At 60.7% G+C, this 17622-nt stretch carries 18 protein-coding genes; 3 read left to right on the forward strand and 15 right to left on the reverse strand.

Annotated features, from left to right (window positions below):
- Window positions 1–28: 28 nt before the first annotated feature.
- The 5 genes from E4P32_RS18690 to E4P32_RS18710 form a co-directional block, all read right to left on the reverse strand.
- Window positions 29–1087, reverse strand: coding sequence for an ABC transporter ATP-binding protein (locus E4P32_RS18690; RefSeq protein WP_116435797.1), 1059 nt, complete (start codon window positions 1085–1087; stop codon window positions 29–31).
- A 14-nt stretch (window positions 1088–1101) separates the two neighbouring features.
- Window positions 1102–2175 (reverse strand): ABC transporter substrate-binding protein, encoded by a 1074-nt coding sequence (locus tag E4P32_RS18695; RefSeq protein ID WP_116435798.1) that lies wholly within the window; start codon window positions 2173–2175, stop codon window positions 1102–1104.
- Between the two features lie 116 nt (window positions 2176–2291).
- Window positions 2292–3065 (reverse strand): enoyl-CoA hydratase/isomerase family protein, encoded by a 774-nt coding sequence (locus E4P32_RS18700; RefSeq protein WP_116435799.1) that lies wholly within the window; start codon window positions 3063–3065, stop codon window positions 2292–2294.
- A gap of 339 nt (window positions 3066–3404) precedes the next feature.
- The gene (locus E4P32_RS18705) at window positions 3405–4040 is read right to left on the reverse strand and encodes a LysE family translocator (protein ID WP_116435800.1); all 636 of its coding nucleotides are present in this window, start codon (window positions 4038–4040) and stop codon (window positions 3405–3407) included.
- Between the two features lie 15 nt (window positions 4041–4055).
- Complete coding sequence (locus E4P32_RS18710) at window positions 4056–4760, reverse strand: SDR family oxidoreductase (protein ID WP_116436033.1); 705 nt, start codon at window positions 4758–4760, stop codon at window positions 4056–4058.
- 363 nt (window positions 4761–5123) lie between these two features.
- On the opposite strand from E4P32_RS18710, the gene E4P32_RS18715 reads away from it, so the two are divergent.
- Entirely contained in the window at window positions 5124–7235 is a 2112-nt protein-coding gene (locus E4P32_RS18715; RefSeq protein WP_116435801.1) for a TonB-dependent siderophore receptor, read from the forward strand.
- Window positions 7236–7325: 90 nt separating this feature from the next.
- Here the strand turns inward: E4P32_RS18715 and E4P32_RS18720 are convergent, their stop codons facing one another.
- Entirely contained in the window at window positions 7326–8096 is a 771-nt protein-coding gene (locus E4P32_RS18720; RefSeq protein ID WP_116435802.1) for an SDR family NAD(P)-dependent oxidoreductase, read from the reverse strand.
- Window positions 8097–8258: 162 nt separating this feature from the next.
- Here E4P32_RS18720 and E4P32_RS18725 point away from each other — a divergent pair, with 162 nt between their 5' ends.
- Window positions 8259–8708, forward strand: coding sequence for a helix-turn-helix domain-containing protein (locus E4P32_RS18725; protein ID WP_348533518.1), 450 nt, complete (start codon window positions 8259–8261; stop codon window positions 8706–8708).
- A gap of 96 nt (window positions 8709–8804) precedes the next feature.
- Here E4P32_RS18725 and E4P32_RS18730 read toward each other — a convergent pair whose 3' ends face one another.
- On the reverse strand, window positions 8805–9047 hold the full coding sequence (locus E4P32_RS18730; protein WP_233526724.1) for a hypothetical protein: 243 nt from the start codon (window positions 9045–9047) through the stop codon (window positions 8805–8807).
- 173 nt (window positions 9048–9220) lie between these two features.
- Window positions 9221–10078 carry an oxidoreductase gene (locus E4P32_RS18735; protein WP_116435804.1) on the reverse strand — a complete coding sequence of 286 codons (858 nt, stop codon included), beginning with the start codon at window positions 10076–10078 and terminating at the stop codon, window positions 9221–9223.
- 178 nt (window positions 10079–10256) lie between these two features.
- Here E4P32_RS18735 and E4P32_RS18740 point away from each other — a divergent pair, with 178 nt between their 5' ends.
- Window positions 10257–11225: an AraC family transcriptional regulator gene (locus tag E4P32_RS18740; protein WP_233526725.1), complete on the forward strand. Its 969-nt coding sequence runs from the start codon at window positions 10257–10259 to the stop codon at window positions 11223–11225.
- 15 nt (window positions 11226–11240) lie between these two features.
- Here the strand turns inward: E4P32_RS18740 and E4P32_RS18745 are convergent, their stop codons facing one another.
- The 7 genes from E4P32_RS18745 to urtB form a co-directional block, all read right to left on the reverse strand.
- A complete protein-coding gene (locus E4P32_RS18745; protein ID WP_116435805.1) occupies window positions 11241–11537 on the reverse strand; it encodes an FmdB family zinc ribbon protein in 297 nt (98 codons plus the stop codon).
- A 79-nt stretch (window positions 11538–11616) separates the two neighbouring features.
- Window positions 11617–12795: a formamidase gene (gene fmdA, locus E4P32_RS18750; protein WP_116435806.1), complete on the reverse strand. Its 1179-nt coding sequence runs from the start codon at window positions 12793–12795 to the stop codon at window positions 11617–11619.
- Between the two features lie 41 nt (window positions 12796–12836).
- A complete protein-coding gene (locus E4P32_RS18755) occupies window positions 12837–13859 on the reverse strand; it encodes an aliphatic amidase (RefSeq protein WP_116435807.1) in 1023 nt (340 codons plus the stop codon).
- A 38-nt stretch (window positions 13860–13897) separates the two neighbouring features.
- The gene (urtE, locus tag E4P32_RS18760) at window positions 13898–14587 is read right to left on the reverse strand and encodes an urea ABC transporter ATP-binding subunit UrtE (RefSeq protein ID WP_116435808.1); all 690 of its coding nucleotides are present in this window, start codon (window positions 14585–14587) and stop codon (window positions 13898–13900) included.
- Window positions 14588–14606: 19 nt separating this feature from the next.
- Window positions 14607–15374 (reverse strand): urea ABC transporter ATP-binding protein UrtD, encoded by a 768-nt coding sequence (urtD, locus tag E4P32_RS18765; RefSeq protein WP_116435809.1) that lies wholly within the window; start codon window positions 15372–15374, stop codon window positions 14607–14609.
- Window positions 15371–16564: an urea ABC transporter permease subunit UrtC gene (urtC, locus tag E4P32_RS18770; RefSeq protein WP_116435810.1), complete on the reverse strand. Its 1194-nt coding sequence runs from the start codon at window positions 16562–16564 to the stop codon at window positions 15371–15373. The genes urtD and urtC overlap by 4 nt, the downstream gene beginning before the upstream one ends.
- Before the next feature lie 38 nt (window positions 16565–16602).
- Window positions 16603–17520, reverse strand: coding sequence for an urea ABC transporter permease subunit UrtB (gene urtB / locus E4P32_RS18775; RefSeq protein WP_116435811.1), 918 nt, complete (start codon window positions 17518–17520; stop codon window positions 16603–16605).
- Window positions 17521–17622 lie beyond the last annotated feature (102 nt).

Consider the following 17622-nt stretch of genomic DNA (forward strand, 5'->3'; position numbering starts at 1 on the left):
AGAATCCTCGTATCGGTGGAACTGAGGCTTAGCAGGTCACGACGGCGGCATGTTCCGCATGCCAGCGGATGCCGACGCCATCGCCCACCGCAGGCGCTTCACGACGAGCGCAGCGCAGCAGGAAAGGCTGGCTTTCGCCGATGTCGACCATCACGCGGATATCCGAGCCGGCGAACACGACTTCGCTGACGACGCCCTTGACGTAGGCATCGTCGACGCCGGCCAGGCAGGCTTCTTCCGGGCGCACTACCAGCGAGATGTCGGCGTTGATACCCGCGCCGTCCGGACGCTGCGCGGGCAACGGCACGTCAAAGCGGCCGTTGTTCAGACGCGCGCCGGCGGGACTGTCCTGCACCCGTCCCGACAGCAAGTTGGAGTAGCCGATGAACTGCGCCGAAAAGGCCGTGGCCGGCCGGTCATACAGATCCTGCGGCGTGCCGATTTGTTCGATCTTGGACTGGTTCATCAGGCAGATGCGGTCGGACAGGTTGAGTGCTTCTTCCTGGTCGTGCGTGACGTAGATGAAGGTCGCACCGAGATCCTTGTGCAGGCTGCGGATTTCGGATTGCATGTGCTCGCGCAGTTTCTTGTCGAGCGCGCCGAGCGGTTCATCGAGCAGGATCACCGACGGCTTGTAGACGAAGCAGCGCGCCAGCGCGATGCGTTGCTGCTGGCCGCCGGACAGCTCGCGCGGCAAACGGTTGGCGTAGCTGCCCATCTGCACCATCTCCAACGCGTCGCGCACGGCGACCGTCATCGCCGCCTTGTCCATCTTGCGCATGCGCAGCGGGTAGGCAATGTTTTCCCACACCGACAGGTGCGGGAACAGGGCGTAGCTCTGGAACACCATGCCGATGCCGCGCTCGCCGGCGGCCGTGTGGGTAGCGTCCTTGCCGTTGATGAACAGCGAACCGCCGCTCGGCTCGACCAGGCCTGCAAGTATCTGCAGCAGTGTGGTCTTGCCGGAGCCGGACGGTCCCAGCAGGGTCAGGAACTCGCCGTCCCTGACGTCGAGGTCGGTCGGCGACAGCGCCGTGACGCTGTCGTAGTGCTTGCTGATTGCACGTGTTTGCAGTCTGGCAGTCATAACTTGGATCGCTATCAGGAAAGTAACCAGGCGTTGAAACGGTCCGATACGGCGTTGCGGTTCTTGTGCCACCAGAGACCGCTGGGAGGACGCATCAAGGCGATGTTGGCGGGTGCTGTCGGCAGGATGGCGGCACGCGCGGCGGGGATGTCCTTGTAGGCTTCCAGTGCGGTCGGCCCGTATGCCAGCGTGTCGGTAAAGCCGCTCTGGCGCTTGGCGTCGGCACAGAACTTGACGAACTCCTTGGCGACCGCGGCGCGCGGATTGCCCTTGGGCACGCCCCAGCCTTCGATCGAATACAAACCCTGGTTCCAGTTGATCGCCACCGGTGCGCCGCCCTCGATGGCGGTTTGCGCACGTGCATTCCAGGTCGAGATCATGTCGACTTCGCCGGACTGGATCAGCTGCATGGCCTGGGCGCCGCTGGTCCACCAGACCGCCACGTGCTTCTTGATGCGGTCGAGGCTCTTGAAGGCGCGGTCGAGGTCGAGCGGGTACAGCTTGTCGGGTGCGACGCCGTCGGCCATCAGCGCTTGCTCAAGGGTGTCGATGGCGTTGCGACGCAGCGAGCGGCGACCGGGGAATTTCTCGACGTTCCAGAAATCGGCCCAGGTCTTGGGTGGGTTCTTGGCGAACTTGTCGGTGCGGTATGCCAGGATGGTGGCGTACACGTCGACGCCGACGAAACTCGATGTGATGGAACCGGGCAGCATGTTCTTGAAGTCGGTCGGCACGATGCCGAGCGGCTCCAGCATGCCGGCTTCTTCGAGAATCGGAATGTCCTGCGCCAGCGTCAGCGTAGTGACGTCCCACACGAAATTCTTGGTTTGCACCATGGCGGTCAGTTGCGCAACAGGCTGCGCTTCGCGGGCGACGTTGACGATCTTCACGCCGGTGGCTTTTTCAAACGGATCGTAGAAGGCCTTGCGATAGGCGGCCGTGTACGGACCGCCCGGATCGGCGACCACCAGTTGCTTGGTTTGCGCCATGACCGACGGCGCGACGCCGGTGACGCCCGCAGCCGCGATGCCTGCGGCGCCGGCCATTTTCAGGACGGTGCGGCGGTGATTGTTGAATTGCTGAGTCATACGTACTCCCATAAGTGGTTGTTAGAGGAATTGCCGACCTGCGACTGCCGTGGTGCCTTGTACTTCCCTGTACTTCCGTGTGCGTCTCTGAACTGCAATGTGATGCCGGATCTTGTTCAGGCGCCGATGGTGCGGCCGCGCTTCTTGAAGAACTCTTCCATCATGCGGGCCGGTTCGCCGGTGGCGTAGGCTTCGCCCTGGATGCGGCGGCCGGCGGCGATGGCGTCGACAAAACTCGGTTCGGTGATTTCGTAGAAGCGCTGCTTGTCGAGGCGCATGGCAACCGGCGGCTTGGAGGCCAGTTCACGTGCAATGGCGAGCGACTTGCTCATCACTTCGGCGGCCGGCACCAGGTGATGGATCAGGCCAAGGCGATGCGCTTCTTCGGCTTCCATCATGCGGCCGGTCAGGGTCAGTTCGATGGTGCGCGACAGGCCCAGCATCTGGGTCATGATCCACGGACCGGTGACGCTCGGAATGCCGGAATTGATTTCCGGCTGGCCCATGCGCGAGCCGGCGTGGCCGACACGGATGTCGCCAAGCAACGTGACCTGGAACGCCGAGCCGGCGGCGGTGCCGTTGAGCGCCATGACCAGCGGCTTCTTGAGCGAGCGCAGCGTGCGGTAATAGTTTTCCCACTCGGTCATCCATTCGTCGGCGCGCTGCTCGTCGAAGCCGTGCGCTTCTTCCAGGTCCTGCCCTGCGCAAAATGCGCGATCGCCGGCGCCGGTCATGATGATGGCGCCGATGGCCGCATCCTGATCGCTGCGCTTGAGCGCGGCGATGATCTCGGCGCGCATTTCGCTGTTCCAGGCGTTGAGCTTTTCAGGGCGGTTGAGGGTGATGATGGCGACGTTGCCGTCGAGCGAAACCTTGATGAATTTTTCCATAACTATTCCTATGCAATAAGTAATGTTTTATACCGCTAATTCATGGTACAGCAATTACTATGCCTGTCTATATGCAATGCAAAACGGCCTGTTTAGCTTGTAAACAGTGCATTTCCTCTGCTTTTACGGTGCAGTGCACTACGATTGCGCCGCGCGCGATCAGCCGCGGTGCAAGCAAACGCGAAGCAAATGCGGGGAGTAGAAACGAGGAGAAAGAAGAAAGTGAGAAGTGAGGGATCGATCAGACGAAGCGACGCCGCCCTGTCAGGGCAACGTCGCTACAAGGCAAGAGAGTCAGGCGGGAATGACGGCGAGATGCGAAAACAAGTACGGGTCGGCTCAGCGCGCCAGTTGACGAATGCCAAGCGCGACGATGACGCCGCCGCAGAGACGGTCGATCCAGAGTTTGCCGGCGCGGTAATGCGAGGCAATGCGCGCGTGCGACATCAGGATCGCCACCATCGAATACCACGACGAGGCAACCACGCCGACCACGCCCAGCATGGCGGCGAAGGTCGGCCATGAGACATGCGCCGGCGTCGCCGAGGCGAACACCGCAGCGAAGAAGGCCATCGATTTCGGATTGACGATATTGGTCAGGAAACCTTGCACGAAGGCCTGGCGCAGTCCCGCCGCTTCTTCGTTATTGACCGTAGCGGTCGCATCGCTCGGCGAGGCAGACCCGCTGCCGGCCTTGAGGATGAGATTGCCGCCGAACCAGATCAGGTAAGCAGCCCCTGCGATCTTGACCGCCAGCGCCGCCCATGGAAACGCCGCGAACACGATGCCCACGCCAAGGATGGCGCAGGTGGCCCAGAACAGATTCACGATGACAATGCCGGCCACCAGCGCCAATGCTGCCGCACGCGTGGAAGACACTGCCTTGTGCACCACCGCGACGAAATTGGGACCGGGGATCGTCACGCCGGTGATATAGACGGACAACACCGCGAGCACGGCAGGCCATTGCACCATGTCGATCTCCCTCTCTTACAGTGAACGCGTGATGCCGCCGTCGATGCGGATGTTCTGGCCGGTGATGTAGGCCGCCGCATCGGACGCCAGGTGCGAGGCCAGCGCCGCGACTTCGCTCACCTTGCCGTAGCGCGCCATCGGAATCATCTCCTTGATGCCGGGCTTTTCCGGCAGGCTGTCGATGAAGCCCGGCAGGATATTGTTCATGCGGATGTTTTCCGGCGCGTATTTGTCGGCGAACAGTTTGGTATAGGCCGACAAACCGGCGCGGAACACGCTCGAGGTCGGGAACGACTGCGACGGCTCGACCGCCGAGAAGCTCGAGATATTGATGATGGCGCCGCCGCCCTGCTGCTGCATCAGCGGCGTCACCAGGCGCGCGCTGCGCACCACGTTCATCAGGTAGACCTCCATGCCGAGCAGCCATTCTTCATCGCTGAGCTCGAGCACCTTGCCCTTGGGACCGTGGCCGGCGCTGTTGACCAGCACGTCGATGCGGCCCCAGCGCGCGAGACAGGCGTCGACGGCTTTTTGCAAGTCGGCGACGGATCGATTGGAGCCGGTGACGCCGACACCGCCCAGGCTGTTGCCGAGCGACTCGCCTTTGCCGGAGGAAGAAAGAATGCCGACGCCGAAACCGTCGGCCGCCAGTTTTTGCGCCACGCCGGCGCCCATGCCGCTACCGCCGCCGATGACGAGGGCTACTTTGGTTGTGCTCATTTGCTGCTCCGTATAGATGCGACCGGAGAACGATCCGATCAGAACGCGACAGCGTACACGATCACCCGGATATTTGCCGGACGCCATCATTCCCGAGGAAAACGCCTCGGCTGTGGCTATCCCCGATTGACATTTTGGCTCGCGGCAATTTGTAGACGATTTACAACGCTTTGAGGAAGCACAGGCCAGCATTGGCTTTCCAGAGCCTATCAAGATACATGTTTGGTTTGATCATGCAAATGTAAATGGTTATGATTCTTATCCATTACAGATGCTTACGTTTTCTTTGCATGCCTCCGGCTGCGTCGAACGAGGAAAACGCTGGCGTCGCCCTGCTCGCTTTTTATCCTTCCTGAAGACACCATGACATCGCTCCCGCTTCCTCGCGCCATTGCCGCGCAAACCCGCTGCGCCACCGCCATCGCCGCCGCGCTGATGACGCTTTCCGGCGCCGCTTATGCGCAGCAGGCCGCTACGCCGGCCGAAACGCCGAATACGCTTGAGACTATTCAGGTCAGCGGCGACTGGCTGGGCAGCAATAGCCTGGACGCCAGCGTGAAGACCTTCCCGGGCGCGCGCACGGTGGTCAAGAAAGCTGAAATCGAAAGCACCGGCGCGGTCAACATCGGCGACGTGATGCGCCGCATCCCCGGTGTACAGGCAACCGACAACTCCGGCACCGCCGGCAGTGCGATCTCGCTCAACATCGGCGTGCGCGGCCTGACCGGACGCTACTCGCCGCGCTCGACCATTCTGCTTGACGGCCTGCCGATGTCGGTGGCGCCTTACGGCCAGCCGCAAATTTCGTTTGCGCCGGTCAGCCTCAACAATATGGAGTCGATCGACGTCGTGCGCGGTGGCGGCGCGGTGCGTTATGGTCCGCAAAACGTTGGCGGCATCATCAACTTCAAGACACGCTCGATCCCGACCAAACCGGGCCTTACCAGCGATGCCAGCGTGCGCTACAACAGCTACAGCCAGGGCGGTTCCAGCACGCAGTACAGCGCTTTTGCAGGTACTCAACTGGATAACGGCCTGGGCCTGGCGATGCTGTATTCCGGTACGGAAGGATCAGGCTGGCGCGACAACAGCAACGAGCGCCTGAACGATTTCGCGTTGAAGTTCCGCTTCGAAATCGATCCAAGCTCCGAGATCTACGGCAAGGTGTCCTATTACGACGTGCTCTCGCGCACTCCCGGCGGGCTGACGGTTGCGCAATACAATGCCAATCCGTTTCAGAACACGCGCAAGCATGACTTCTGGTCGGGCAACCGCAAGGCCATCGACCTCGGCTACCTGAACACCATTTCGGACACCAGGGAATTTGAAATCCGCACTTACTATGTCGAGAGCTTCCGTCAGAGCGTACTGATCGGCAGCTCCACGACTGCTTATCAGCACCAGCCGCGCGACTATCAGACCACCGGCATCGAGCCACGCTACACGCAACGCTTCTTCACGGGCAAGGCTGCCAACGACGTAACCATCGGTTATCGCTACATTGGCGAACGCGGCGCCGACAAGTCTTTCAATGAATCGATCGCAACTGGTGCGAACGGTGCAGTGACTTCGTTCAAGAACACCACCGATGCGCATTCGGTCTACATCGACGACAAGATCTCCATCGGCGCATGGCGCATCACGCCTGGCGTGCGTTACGAGCACATCAATTCCGTCCGCGTTGATAACTCGACCAACGGCAAGTTTGAAGTCACCAACAACAAGCCGTTGCCGTCGGTGAATATCGCCTACCTGTATTCGCCTGAACTGACGCTGTTCACCAACTACAACACCTCTTTCGGCGTGGTACAGAACACCCAGCTCAACTCGCTGTCGGCCAGCAATCCGCTGTCGCCTGAACTGGCAAAAACCGTCGAAGCCGGTGCGCGCTGGAAGGGCAATAATCTGTCGGCTGAACTCACCGTATTCGATATCCGCTTCGACAACCAGATCTCGCAAATCCCCGGCACCAATCCTGCGCTGTTCCAGAACATCGGCAAGACCCAGCACGACGGTGTTGAAACTTCGATCGATTACAGCTTCGACAAGGACGGCGCATTGCGCGGCCTGAACGTGTACGCGACCTATGCTTACACGCGTGCACTGCAACGATCCGGCTCGACCACCGGCCTTGACGTGCCGTTCTATTCACGTCAGACCGACACCATCGGCACACGTTACGAGACGGGTCCCTGGGCTTTCAATCTGTCGACCACGCATCAAAGCCGCCAGTTCATGGATGTCGCCAATACCATCAAGGAAAGTGCGGACGGCAGCGTCGGCGAAATCCCCGGCTTCCGCACCTGGAATGCACAGGTCAGCTGGAAGATGCCTAACGCCAAGGGTTTCGATGTCATGGCCGGCGTCAACAACCTGACCGACCGCCGCTACTACACGCGCAACATCGACGGCAATGCCGGTCGCATGGTCGGCGCGCCACGCACGATTTACGTGCAAGGCCGCTACGCATTCTGATAGGTTGATCGGTAATGAGAAGTACACCGAAGTACGCAAGAAGCCTCGCGTTCTTCGGCCCTCCTCTTCAGCGACGCCCGGGCAGCATCTTTACACCCGGGCCGGCCTGAAACTCTTCGCCAGCTGATTCAGCATGAACTCCGGCGCCAGCCGGCTCATCAGCTTGAGCACGTTGCTCAGTCCCGGACGAATCTCCAGTTTGCCTGCTTCGATACCCTTGATCGCATGGTCGGCAAGCACTTTGACGTCCATCGCCTTCATGTCCTTCACCTCGTCCTTGAACTCGTCACGGAACAAGGGCGTCTCGGTGCCCGGCGGCGCCAGTTCGATCACGGTTACGCTGCTGCCGCGCAATTGCACGCGCAAGGCCTGTGAGTAGGAATGCAACGCGGCCTTGGTGGCGCTGTAAATGGGCGAGGAGACAAACGGCACAAAGGCCAGCCCTGATGACACGTTGATGATGGACGCGTCCTTCTGCGCTTTCAGATGCGGCAGAAATTGCTGCACCATGCGCAGCGGCCCACTCAGATTGATATCGATCTCGCGTGTAATGTCGGCGACGCCATGACGCGTATCGTTGAGGTCGAGGTTGCGCATGATGCCCGCATTGTTGATCAGCACGTCCAGTGCCGGGAACTGCGTGGTCACCTGGGCATGCAAAGCGGCAATCGCCTCGACGTCGCTGACATCGCTGCGGATGATGTGCACCGCCGGCAGCTCGCGCTTGGCGGCCTCCAGCTTGTCGGCGTCGCGACCGGTGATGATCACCGTGTTGCCGAGCGCCAGCAAGCGGCGTGTCAATTCGAAGCCGATGCCGCTGCTACCGCCGGTGATGAGGATGGTTTTGTTCTTCAATTGCATGATTGCTCCCGTAGATGGATCCGGCGTTGTAGCGATGGCCGCTTCATAAGGTTTACCTCACAAGTTTTACTTGCCAACAAACCCGCTGAAACCCAGTATAGGGACTACGCTCTCTTTTAGAAAGTAGGCACTCGACAGTGCGAGAGTTACCAAAAGGAGAGCATGGAAATGAAGATCGCACCACCCACCAAAGAACAGATTGCCAAAGCGCACTACTACACCACGCAAGCGCCGCCGAAAGAGCTTGATCCGCGTCTGGAAGCGCTCGTCACCGACGTCATCGGCCGCGTCGCCGACAAGTGGACCATGTTGATTCTGGAAGTGTTGGCCGAGCACGGCGAATCGCGTTTCACCCGCATCGGCGAACTGGTGGGCGGCATCAGCCAGAAGATGCTGACGCAGACGCTGCGCCAGATGGAGCGTGACGGCCTGCTGATTCGCACCGTCCATCCGGTGGTGCCGCCGCGCGTCGAATACAAGCTGACCGATCTCGGCATGAGCCTGGGCGCGGCGTTTTGCGGCGTCTGGATCTGGGCGGCGGAAAACCTGCAAAGCATAGAACAGGCACGCCGCGAATTCGATCAGAGAGCGGACAACAAAACCGCAAAGTAAATGCTGAAATGCAAACGCCCTGCATTCCTTTTATGAAATGCAGGGCGAAAATCAAGGTGAGAAATCAGCGACGGCATTCAAGCCGCCGCCATCAACTCAACGCCAGCCGCGATGCCAACCGTATTGCGGATGACGCCAGCCCCAACCGTAGTGTGCGTGGTACTCCCAGACATAGCCCGGCCCGGGCGATGCATAGGCCGGCTGCACATACACCACGCCCGGCGGCGCCGCGTAAGCCGGCTCGACATAGGCGGGGCGCACCGACGGCGGCGTTACGACGCAGCCGCTGACGGCGACTACTACCGCCGCCGCAGACAACAGGCCTGCAATTCTGATCATTCGGGTATTCATTTTTTCTGGCTCCTCGTCAGGAAATCGGGAAGGGATACCAGCCTTGCATTGCTTATCCGACAAGCGCCGGAGGCAATGCGGCTGCTGTTCTCTTAACGTGGACAGGCAGAGAAACGAAGACTGTAAAGTTGTATTAATCTGTAAGAAGAATCAGCAAATTGTCAGGTCGCATGCGGCTCGGCATCCGTCGAACATGTCAGCGCTTCCCACTGCGCCAGCTCCTGCGTCAGTTCCGCCAGCTTCTTTCTGACCAGCGCCAATGCATCGCTGCCCAATAGCAAATGCGTAGGCGGCGACGGACTATCCACCAACGCCAGCATCGCCTGCGCCGCCTTGCGCGGATCGCCCGTTTGTTTGCCGCTACGCTCGGAGCGCGTAGTCCGGATCGGATCGAACAGCGCGTCGTAGTCGGCAATGCTGCGCGGCGAACGCACCATCGAGCGCCCCGCCCAGTCGGTACGGAACGATCCCGGCGCCACGGCAGTGACGAACACATTGAAGGTCTTGAGTTCCTTTGCCAAGGTTTCCGAAATCCCCTCCAAGGCGAACTTGCTCCCGCAGTAATAGGCAATGCCCGGCATCGTGATGAAGCCACCCATCGAGGTGATGTTGATGATGTGACCACGCCGGCGCTGACGCATGAAGGGCACGAACCCCTTCGTCACCGCCACCGCACCGAACACGTTGACGTCGAACTGGCGTTGCAGCGCGTCCATGCCGGACTCCTCGAAGATGCCTTCGTGGCCGTAGCCGGCATTGTTGACCAACACATCGACCGGGCCGACGTTCACTTCCACCTCGGCGGCGATACGTTCCGCTGCGGCAAAATCGGTGACGTCGAGGATGCGCGCGAACGCCTTTCCAGGGTAATCGGAGAATTGTTGTTCGAAAGCGCGGCGGGCGTCTTCGCTGCGTACTGTGCCGACCACACGATGACCGGCGGCGATGGCGGCTTCGGCAAGCGCAAGGCCGAAGCCGCTACTGACGCCGGTGATGAAAAAAGTTTTGGATGCAGACATGGCAATTCCTTTGCTGGGCGTGAAAGACGAGAACAAAAATCGACAAGGCCATTATCGATTTCCGCGCACGTCGCGGCTGCCGGTTCTTCTGGCATGTTTGCCTGATTCTCTGAGAAGCTGGCGAGGAGACGCATTCAATGGCAAAGTAAACGCATCACCACTTGCCGGATTCAATGACATGCCAACCGACCTGTCGCTCAGCACGCCGAAGGAAGTCCGCCGCCGCATGGCAGAACGTATGGTCGAACTGTTGGCGGCATTGACGCCCTTGGAAGGCTACAACCTGTCGCCGCTGGCCGACGTGCGCTTCCTGCGCTCCAACCGTCCGCTGAAACGCATGCCCGTACTGTACGAGCCGGGCATCGTGATCGTCGCGCAGGGCCGCAAGCGCGGCTATCTCGGTTCGGAAGTGTATTTGTACGACGCCCAGCACTACCTGGCGGTATCGGTGCCGGTGCCGTTTTCGATGGAGACCGACGCCAGTGAAAAGGAACCGATGCTGGCGATCTACCTGCGGCTGGATTTCAAGGTTGCGGCCGCGCTGATGATGGAGATCGATGAATGCGCCGGCCCCGTCATCGCCAAGCCGCGTGGCATGGTGTCGACGCCGATGGAGAGCGCGCTTTCTGCATCGGTGCTGCGTTTTCTGGAAGCGATGAATGATCCGCTGGAGTCAGCGGTGCTGGGTCCGTCGCTGGTGCGCGAAATTTATTTCCGCGTGCTGACCGGTCAACAAGGTGGAACGATGCGCGCCGCGCTGACGATGCAAGGTCAGTTCGGCAAGATTTCGCGCGCCATCGGCATGATCCATCGCAGCTACGACGAAGCGCTGGGCATCGAACAACTGGCGAAGGAAGCCGGCATGAGCGTGCCGACCTTCCACGCGCATTTCAAGACCGTGACCGACACCTCGCCGATGCAGTACCTGAAATCAACACGGCTGCACCAGGCACGCCTGCTGATGCTGCGCAACGGCATGACGGCGGGCGCCGCCTGTGCACAAGTCGGCTATGAAAGCGCGTCGCAATTCAGCCGCGAATTCAAACGCCTGTTCGGCCGCACGCCGGTGGAAGAAGTCGATCGCATGCGCAAGAGTTTTGCGCTGCCGCCGCAGGAAGACGGCGCGCAGTTTGTGTCTTCACACTGAGAACCGCTGCAAATCCTACGTCAAACAAATGCTGCAGCTATGTCCCTTGCAATTGTGCAGCACGCTGCTGCGCCCTGCACCTGCATGCGCGCCGGGACCTGCCGCGCCCTTCCCTGCAAGCTGCTCGGCGCCGTTGCGCGGACGCCAGCTTTGCATGACCTGCACGCCGACGCGCGCACCGGTCAACATCGGCGCGGCAATGGTGTCTTCTTTGCAGTAGGGACACTCGACCTGGCCTTGCAAGGCCTGCATCTTGAGCAGTTTTTCGAAGATGCCTTCGCAGTGGCTGCAGCGGATATCGTATAAGGGCATGTTCTGCTCCGGTGTGAAAAGGACTTGGATGTTCGGATCGCGGATGGAGACAGATCTCCATCCGCAAAAAGCCAATCGGCTATGGTTTTCGGCCCCAGTACGACTTGTCGTTCAACATCCCCTTCGGCGTGATGTCCTGATCGAAGATCGAGGTCGGCAACGACACCGTGCACGCGCAGTTCGGAATATCCACGATGCCGCCGATGCGTCCTTCCACCGGCGCGGCGGTCAGCAGCATGTAGGCCTGGCTGCCGGTGTAGCCGAAGTGGGTCAGGTAGTCGATCGCCTTCAGGCAGGCCTGGCGATAGGCGACGGTGGCGTCGAGGTAATAGTTGACGCCGTTCTCGACGCTGATGCCTTCGAAGGTCAGCCATTGCTCGTAGTGCGGCTTGACGATGCTTGGCATGAAGATAGGCGAGCTGATGTTGTACTTCGCCATGCCGCCCTTGATCAGGTCGAAGCCGACGTGGCTGACGCCGTCCATTTCAATCGCGCCGCAGAAACCGATTTCGCCGTCGCCTTGGGAGAAGTGCAAGTCGCCCATCGAGAAGCCCGCACCCTTCACATACACCGGGAAGAAAATCCGCGTGCCGGCCGACAGATCCTTGATGTCGGTGTTGCCGCCATGCTCGCGCGGCGGCACGGTGCGCGCCGCGATCTTGGCCATCTCGTCGAACTTGGCGCCGGTCAGGCCGCGCAGCACGGCGGTGCTCGGATCAGGCGGCTTGGCCAGGCCCTTGGCGGCCAACGGCGCTTCGCGGCGATTCCATTCGGCCAGCAGATCGTGCGACGGCAGGCAACCCATCAGGCCCGGATGCGTGAGACCGGCAATGCGCACGCCGGGGATGTGGCGCGAGGTGGCGTACAGGCCCTTCAGGTCCCAGATCGCCTTGTCGGCATCGGGAAAATAATCGGCCAGGAAGCCGCCGCCGTTCTCCTTGGAAAACACGCCCGAGAACCCGACCGGCGTGACCGGCTTGATGTCGAGCAAGTCGATCACCAGCAGGTCGCCCGGTTCGGCGCCTTCGACGTGGAACGGGCCGGTCAGCGGATGCGCGCGCGTGAGGTCGACGTTCTTGACGTCGGAGATGTCGTCGGTGTCCTTGATCTGTGCATCGAGGAAATCCAGCGACTCGATCAGGATGGACTCGCCCGGCTTGACCGACGACAGGAACGGCAGGTCGGGATGCCAGCGGTTGTGTCCGAGTTCAGGCTGCTCTGCCAGCGGTACGCCGGGCTTGATCTTGAAGTGTTGCATGCGACTCTCCTTCTCGTGTGGAATGCGGATGAATTGACGATTTATTCGTTGGGAATGCCGGGCACCGGGCACTCCGGCGTGCCGGCGGTCTTGCGCGTGATCGCCTCGACCTGGGCGCGCGCAGCCTGCGGATCGTTGACCCAGGTCTTGTAGAAGTCGAGCGGGCAATCGGCCACGCCCGCCGAGGACTCGCCGGAATTGATCTTGCCGGTGTAGCCGCGGTGCAGCAGCTTGAACAGATGGTTCTGCGACTGCCAGTTGCGGCGCGCATCACGGATTGCGCTGACCGACAGTTCGGCGTACTGGATGCCCATCTCTTCGGTCTCGCACTCGCCCAGCGTGCGGCCGTCAAAGCCGATGATTGCCGAGTGGCCGAAATAGGAATACACGCCGTCGAAGCCGGCCGCGTTGGCGACCGCAACGTAGACGTTGTTCATCCACGCCATCGCCTTGGACACCAGTATTTGCTGTTCCTTGGCCGGGTACATGTAGCCCTGGCAGCGCACGATCAATTCGGCGCCCTTCATGGCGCAGTCGCGCCAGATTTCGGGATAGTTGCCGTCGTCGCAGATGATCAGGCTGATCTTCAATCCCTTGGGGCCGTCGCAGACATACGTCTTGTCGCCCGGATACCAGCCCTCGATCGGCGTCCACGGCATGATCTTGCGGTACTTCTGCACGATCTCGCCTTGGTCGTTGATCAGGATCAGCGTGTTGTAGGGCGCCTTGTGCGGATGCTCTTCGTGGCGTTCGCCGGTCAGCGAAAACACGCCCCAGACGCCGGCGATGCGGCAGGCTTCCGAAAACACGCGGGTCTCTTCGCCGGGGATGCTGGCGGCGGTGTCGTACATTTCCTTCTCGTCGTACATGATCCCGTGCGTCGAGTACTCGGGAAAAATGACCAGATCGAGGCCGGGCAAACCCTGCTTCATGCCGATCAGCATGGCCGCGATCCGGTTGACGTTGTCCATCACTTCAGCGCGGTTGTGCAGGCGCGGCATCTTGTAATTGACGACCGCCACGCCCACCGCATCTTTACTGCTTGATATGTCTCCATGCCTCATGACGCTACTCCTCCTTCAAAACGTTTCAGAACAGGTTCTTACACCGACAGGTATTTGCTGATGGTCGGCGCATCGACGTTGGCGCGCGTGTCTTCGTAGACGAAGCGGCCCTTGTCGATCACCAGGAAGCGGTCGGCGATCTCCAGCGTGAAGCTCAGCACCTGTTCCGATACGATGATGGTGAGCTCGCGGATCTTGCGGATCTCTTTCAGGCTGCGTGCGATGTCCTTGATGATGGACGGCTGTATGCCTTCGGTCGGCTCGTCCAGCAGCAGCACGCGCGGATTGGTCGCCAACGCGCGCGCAATTGCCAGTTGCTGTTGCTGCCCGCCCGACAGGTTGCCGCCCTTGCGGCTGCGCATCTCGTACAGCACCGGGAACAGTGCATACAACTCGTCCGGCACCTTGCCGCGCGCATCAGCGGCGAGGCCGGTCTGGATGTTTTCCAGCACCGTCATGCCGGGGAAAATCATGCGCCCCTGCGGCACGTAGGCGACGCCGCGCGAGACGCGCTGATGGCTTTCCAACGCGCCCAGTTCGACGCCGTCGATCTTGATGCTGCCGTCGCGCAGCGGCAGGATGCCCATCAGCGTCTTGAACAGCGTGGTCTTGCCCATGCCGTTGCGGCCCATGACGGCGACGATTTCTTCCTTCGCCACCGACAGGTTGATGTCGTGGATGACGGCACTCTGGCCGTAGCCGGAAGCAAGGTTGGATACGTTGAACATGACTGGCTCCGGGAATGAATTAATGACCTAAGTAGACGTCGATAACCTTCGGATCGGACTGCACCTTGTCCATGCTGCCTTCGGCGAGGATCTTTCCCTGGTGCAGCACGGTCACCTTGTGTGCGATGCTCTTGACGAAATCCATGTCGTGCTCGATCACCACCACCGAACGGCCCTGGCTGATGCGACCCAGCAGTTGCGCGGTCTTTTCGCGTTCGGACACGCTCATGCCGGCGACCGGTTCGTCCAGCATCAACAGTTCCGGTTCCTGCATCAGCAGCATGCCGATCTCCAGCCACTGCTTCTGGCCATGCGACAGCAAGTCGGCTTGCGTATATAAGTGCTGATCGAGGAAGATTTCTGCCGCCACCGATTCAACGCGCGCCACCACATCCGGCGAGCGCTTGAAGGTCAGCGCGCCGAACACCTTGCGGCCGCGCGGGAAGGACATTTCCAGGTTCTCGAACACACTGAGGTTTTCATAAATCGACGGCGTCTGGAACTTGCGGCCGACGCCGGCGCGCACGATGGCGTGCTCGCTCATCTTGGTCAGCTCGTGGTTGTTGAAGCGGATGCTGCCCGAGGTCGCCTGGGTCTTGCCGCAGATCAGGTCCAGCACGGTGGTCTTGCCGGCGCCGTTGGGGCCGATCACCACGCGCACTTCATTGCGCTGGACGTAGAAATTAAGCTTGTCGACCGCCGTGAAACCGTCGAAGGAAACCGTCAGGTCCTCGATCGCCAGCACGGGGTGATCGGTCGATTCGAATCCGATGGGTGCGTTGCTCATTTGCTGGCCTCCAGGTTGGCGCCGTCGATGCTGATCTCAGTGGAATCCGGCTTGGTGGCCGCTTTCGGTTTCGCCGCGTCAGGCTCTGCCGCTTTTTTCGGCTTGCGGGAGAATTTTTCCATCAGGCGCTTGCCCTGCTTTTCATACACGCCGGCCAGACCATTCGGGAAGTACATCACCACCGCGATGAACAGTCCGCCCATCAGGAACAGCCACAGCTCGGGGAAGGTTTCCGAAAAATACGTCTTGCCGAAGTTCACCAGCAAGGTGCCGTACACCGCGCCGAGCAGCGACATGCGACCGCCGACCGCCGCGTAGATCACCATCTCGATCGACGGCACGATGCCGACGAAGGACGGCGACATGAAGCCGACCTGCAGGGTGAACATGGCGCCGCCGATGGCCGAGAACATCGCCGCCACACAAAACACGAAGACCTTGAAGCTGGCCACGTCGTAACCGGAGAAGCGCACGCGCTCTTCCTTGTCGCGCATCGCCATCAGCAGGCGACCGAGCTTGGAGGTCAGGATGTAGCGGCCGAACAGGATGCAAGCGAACAGCAGTCCGGCGTTGACGAAGTACAGGATCACCTTGGCGCTGTCGGTGCGGATGTCCCAGCCCATCAGCGTCTTCAGGTCGGTGATGCCGTTGACGCCGCCGGTCAGGCCTTGCTGGCCGATGATCAGGATCGACAGGATCGCGGCAATCGCCTGCGTCACGATGGAGAAGTAGACGTCGCCGACACGGCGCTTGAACATCGCCATGCCGATGATCAGCGCCAGCAAGGTCGGCACCGCCAATACCGCCAGCACGGTGAAGCTGAAGCTGTGGAAGGGCTGCCACATCGTCGGCAGCGAGGTGATCTGGTTCCAGTCCATGAAATCGGGGATGCCGGGCGTGGACTGGATCTTGGTGCTGATCGGGTCCGACGCTTCGAGCTTCAGGAACATCGCCATGCAATAGCCGCCGACGCCGAAGAACACGCCCTGGCCGAGGCTCAGGATGCCGCCGTAACCCCAGCACAGCACCAGGCCGACGGCGACGAAAGCGTAGGACAGGTATTTGCCGACCAGGTTGAGACGGAAGATGTCCAGGCCCAGCGGAAAGATCACCAGCAACAGCACTCCCAATATCAGCAGTCCGATCAATCCGGATCTGCCGCCCAATAATTTTTCGTATGCTGCATTCATTGTCGAACCTCGCTAAGGGAATCTGGGATAGCTTTTTCTTACTTGCGTACGCGTGCCGAGAACAATCCCTGCGGACGCAGCATCAGGATCAGGATCACCGCCGACAACGTCAGCACCTTGGCCATCGAACCGGTCAGGAAGAACTCGGCGGTGGACTGCGTCTGTGCAATCGAGAAGGCCGAGGCGATCGTGCCGATCAGGCTCTGTGCGCCGCCGAACACCACCACCAGGAAGGTGTCGACGATGTACAGCGAACCGCTGGTGGGACCGGTCGAGCCGATCGTGGTGAACGCCGCGCCGGCCACACCCGCGACGCCGCAACCGAGCGCGAAGGTGGTGCGATCGACCTTGCGGGTATTGATGCCGACGGCGCCGGCCATGACACGGTTCTGCATGGTGGCGCGCACCTGCAAACCCCAGCGCGAACGGAACAGCAGGATGAAGATGCCCCCTGTCAGCAACACTGTCAGGCACATCATGAACAGGCCGTTGATCGGGATGTCGATGGCGTCGGTCGGCTTGAACGAACCGAGCAGCCAGTCGGGCAAGGTGGCGCTGACTTCCTTGGCGCCGAAGATGGAGCGAAAGGTCTGCTGCATCGCCAGGCTCAGGCCCCAGGTCGCCAGCAGCGTGTCGAGCGGCCGCTTGTAGAGGCGGCTGATCAGCAGCAGCTCGGTGAGGTAGCCAAACCCGTAAGCGACGATGAACGACAGCACCACCGCGCCGAAGAAATAGAACGGTTGCAGGCTGGGCGCATAGGTCGTGGTCAGGTGCGACAGCAGGTAAGTGATGTAAGCGCCGATGGTCAGGAATTCGCCGTGCGCCATGTTGATCACGCCCATCTGGCCAAAGATGATGGCCAGGCCCAACGCCATCAGCAACAGCACGCAAAACACCGACAGGCCATTGAAGCCCTGCATGGCGAAGATGGCGAAAAATTCCGTTAGTGAGACCATGTTGACTCCCGCCCTGGGTGATTGATAAGCAATGTCCGGGTACTTCAAAATTCAATGATTCAACTGCAACTGCAACTACGTGGGCGGCAGCGCCCGCATGTC

Origin of the sequence: Herbaspirillum sp. 3R11, from assembly GCF_004563925.1 — a bacterium.
In the GTDB taxonomy this organism is placed as follows: domain Bacteria; phylum Pseudomonadota; class Gammaproteobacteria; order Burkholderiales; family Burkholderiaceae_D; genus Herbaspirillum.

Bases quoted from the DNA above. Each gene is read 5' to 3' on its own strand.
- fmdA (WP_116435806.1), bottom strand. From the start codon at position 12,795: ATGCAACACTTCAAGATCAAGCCCGGCGTACCGCTGGCAGAGCAGCCT.
- E4P32_RS18755 (WP_116435807.1), bottom strand. From the start codon at position 13,859: ATGAGGCATGGAGACATATCAAGCAGTAAAGATGCGGTGGGCGTGGCG.
- E4P32_RS18700 (WP_116435799.1), bottom strand. From the start codon at position 3,065: ATGGAAAAATTCATCAAGGTTTCGCTCGACGGCAACGTCGCCATCATC.
- E4P32_RS18690 (WP_116435797.1), bottom strand. From the start codon at position 1,087: ATGACTGCCAGACTGCAAACACGTGCAATCAGCAAGCACTACGACAGC.
- urtE (WP_116435808.1), bottom strand. From the start codon at position 14,587: ATGTTCAACGTATCCAACCTTGCTTCCGGCTACGGCCAGAGTGCCGTC.
- E4P32_RS18710 (WP_116436033.1), bottom strand. From the start codon at position 4,760: ATGAGCACAACCAAAGTAGCCCTCGTCATCGGCGGCGGTAGCGGCATG.
- E4P32_RS18720 (WP_116435802.1), bottom strand. From the start codon at position 8,096: ATGCAATTGAAGAACAAAACCATCCTCATCACCGGCGGTAGCAGCGGC.
- E4P32_RS18740 (WP_233526725.1), top strand. From the start codon at position 10,257: ATGCCAACCGACCTGTCGCTCAGCACGCCGAAGGAAGTCCGCCGCCGC.
- urtC (WP_116435810.1), bottom strand. From the start codon at position 16,564: ATGAATGCAGCATACGAAAAATTATTGGGCGGCAGATCCGGATTGATC.
- urtB (WP_116435811.1), bottom strand. From the start codon at position 17,520: ATGGTCTCACTAACGGAATTTTTCGCCATCTTCGCCATGCAGGGCTTC.
- E4P32_RS18745 (WP_116435805.1), bottom strand. From the start codon at position 11,537: ATGCCCTTATACGATATCCGCTGCAGCCACTGCGAAGGCATCTTCGAA.
- E4P32_RS18695 (WP_116435798.1), bottom strand. From the start codon at position 2,175: ATGACTCAGCAATTCAACAATCACCGCCGCACCGTCCTGAAAATGGCC.
- E4P32_RS18725 (WP_348533518.1), top strand. From the start codon at position 8,259: ATGGAAATGAAGATCGCACCACCCACCAAAGAACAGATTGCCAAAGCG.
- E4P32_RS18705 (WP_116435800.1), bottom strand. From the start codon at position 4,040: ATGGTGCAATGGCCTGCCGTGCTCGCGGTGTTGTCCGTCTATATCACC.
- E4P32_RS18735 (WP_116435804.1), bottom strand. From the start codon at position 10,078: ATGTCTGCATCCAAAACTTTTTTCATCACCGGCGTCAGTAGCGGCTTC.
- E4P32_RS18730 (WP_233526724.1), bottom strand. From the start codon at position 9,047: ATGATCAGAATTGCAGGCCTGTTGTCTGCGGCGGCGGTAGTAGTCGCC.
- E4P32_RS18715 (WP_116435801.1), top strand. From the start codon at position 5,124: ATGACATCGCTCCCGCTTCCTCGCGCCATTGCCGCGCAAACCCGCTGC.
- urtD (WP_116435809.1), bottom strand. From the start codon at position 15,374: ATGAGCAACGCACCCATCGGATTCGAATCGACCGATCACCCCGTGCTG.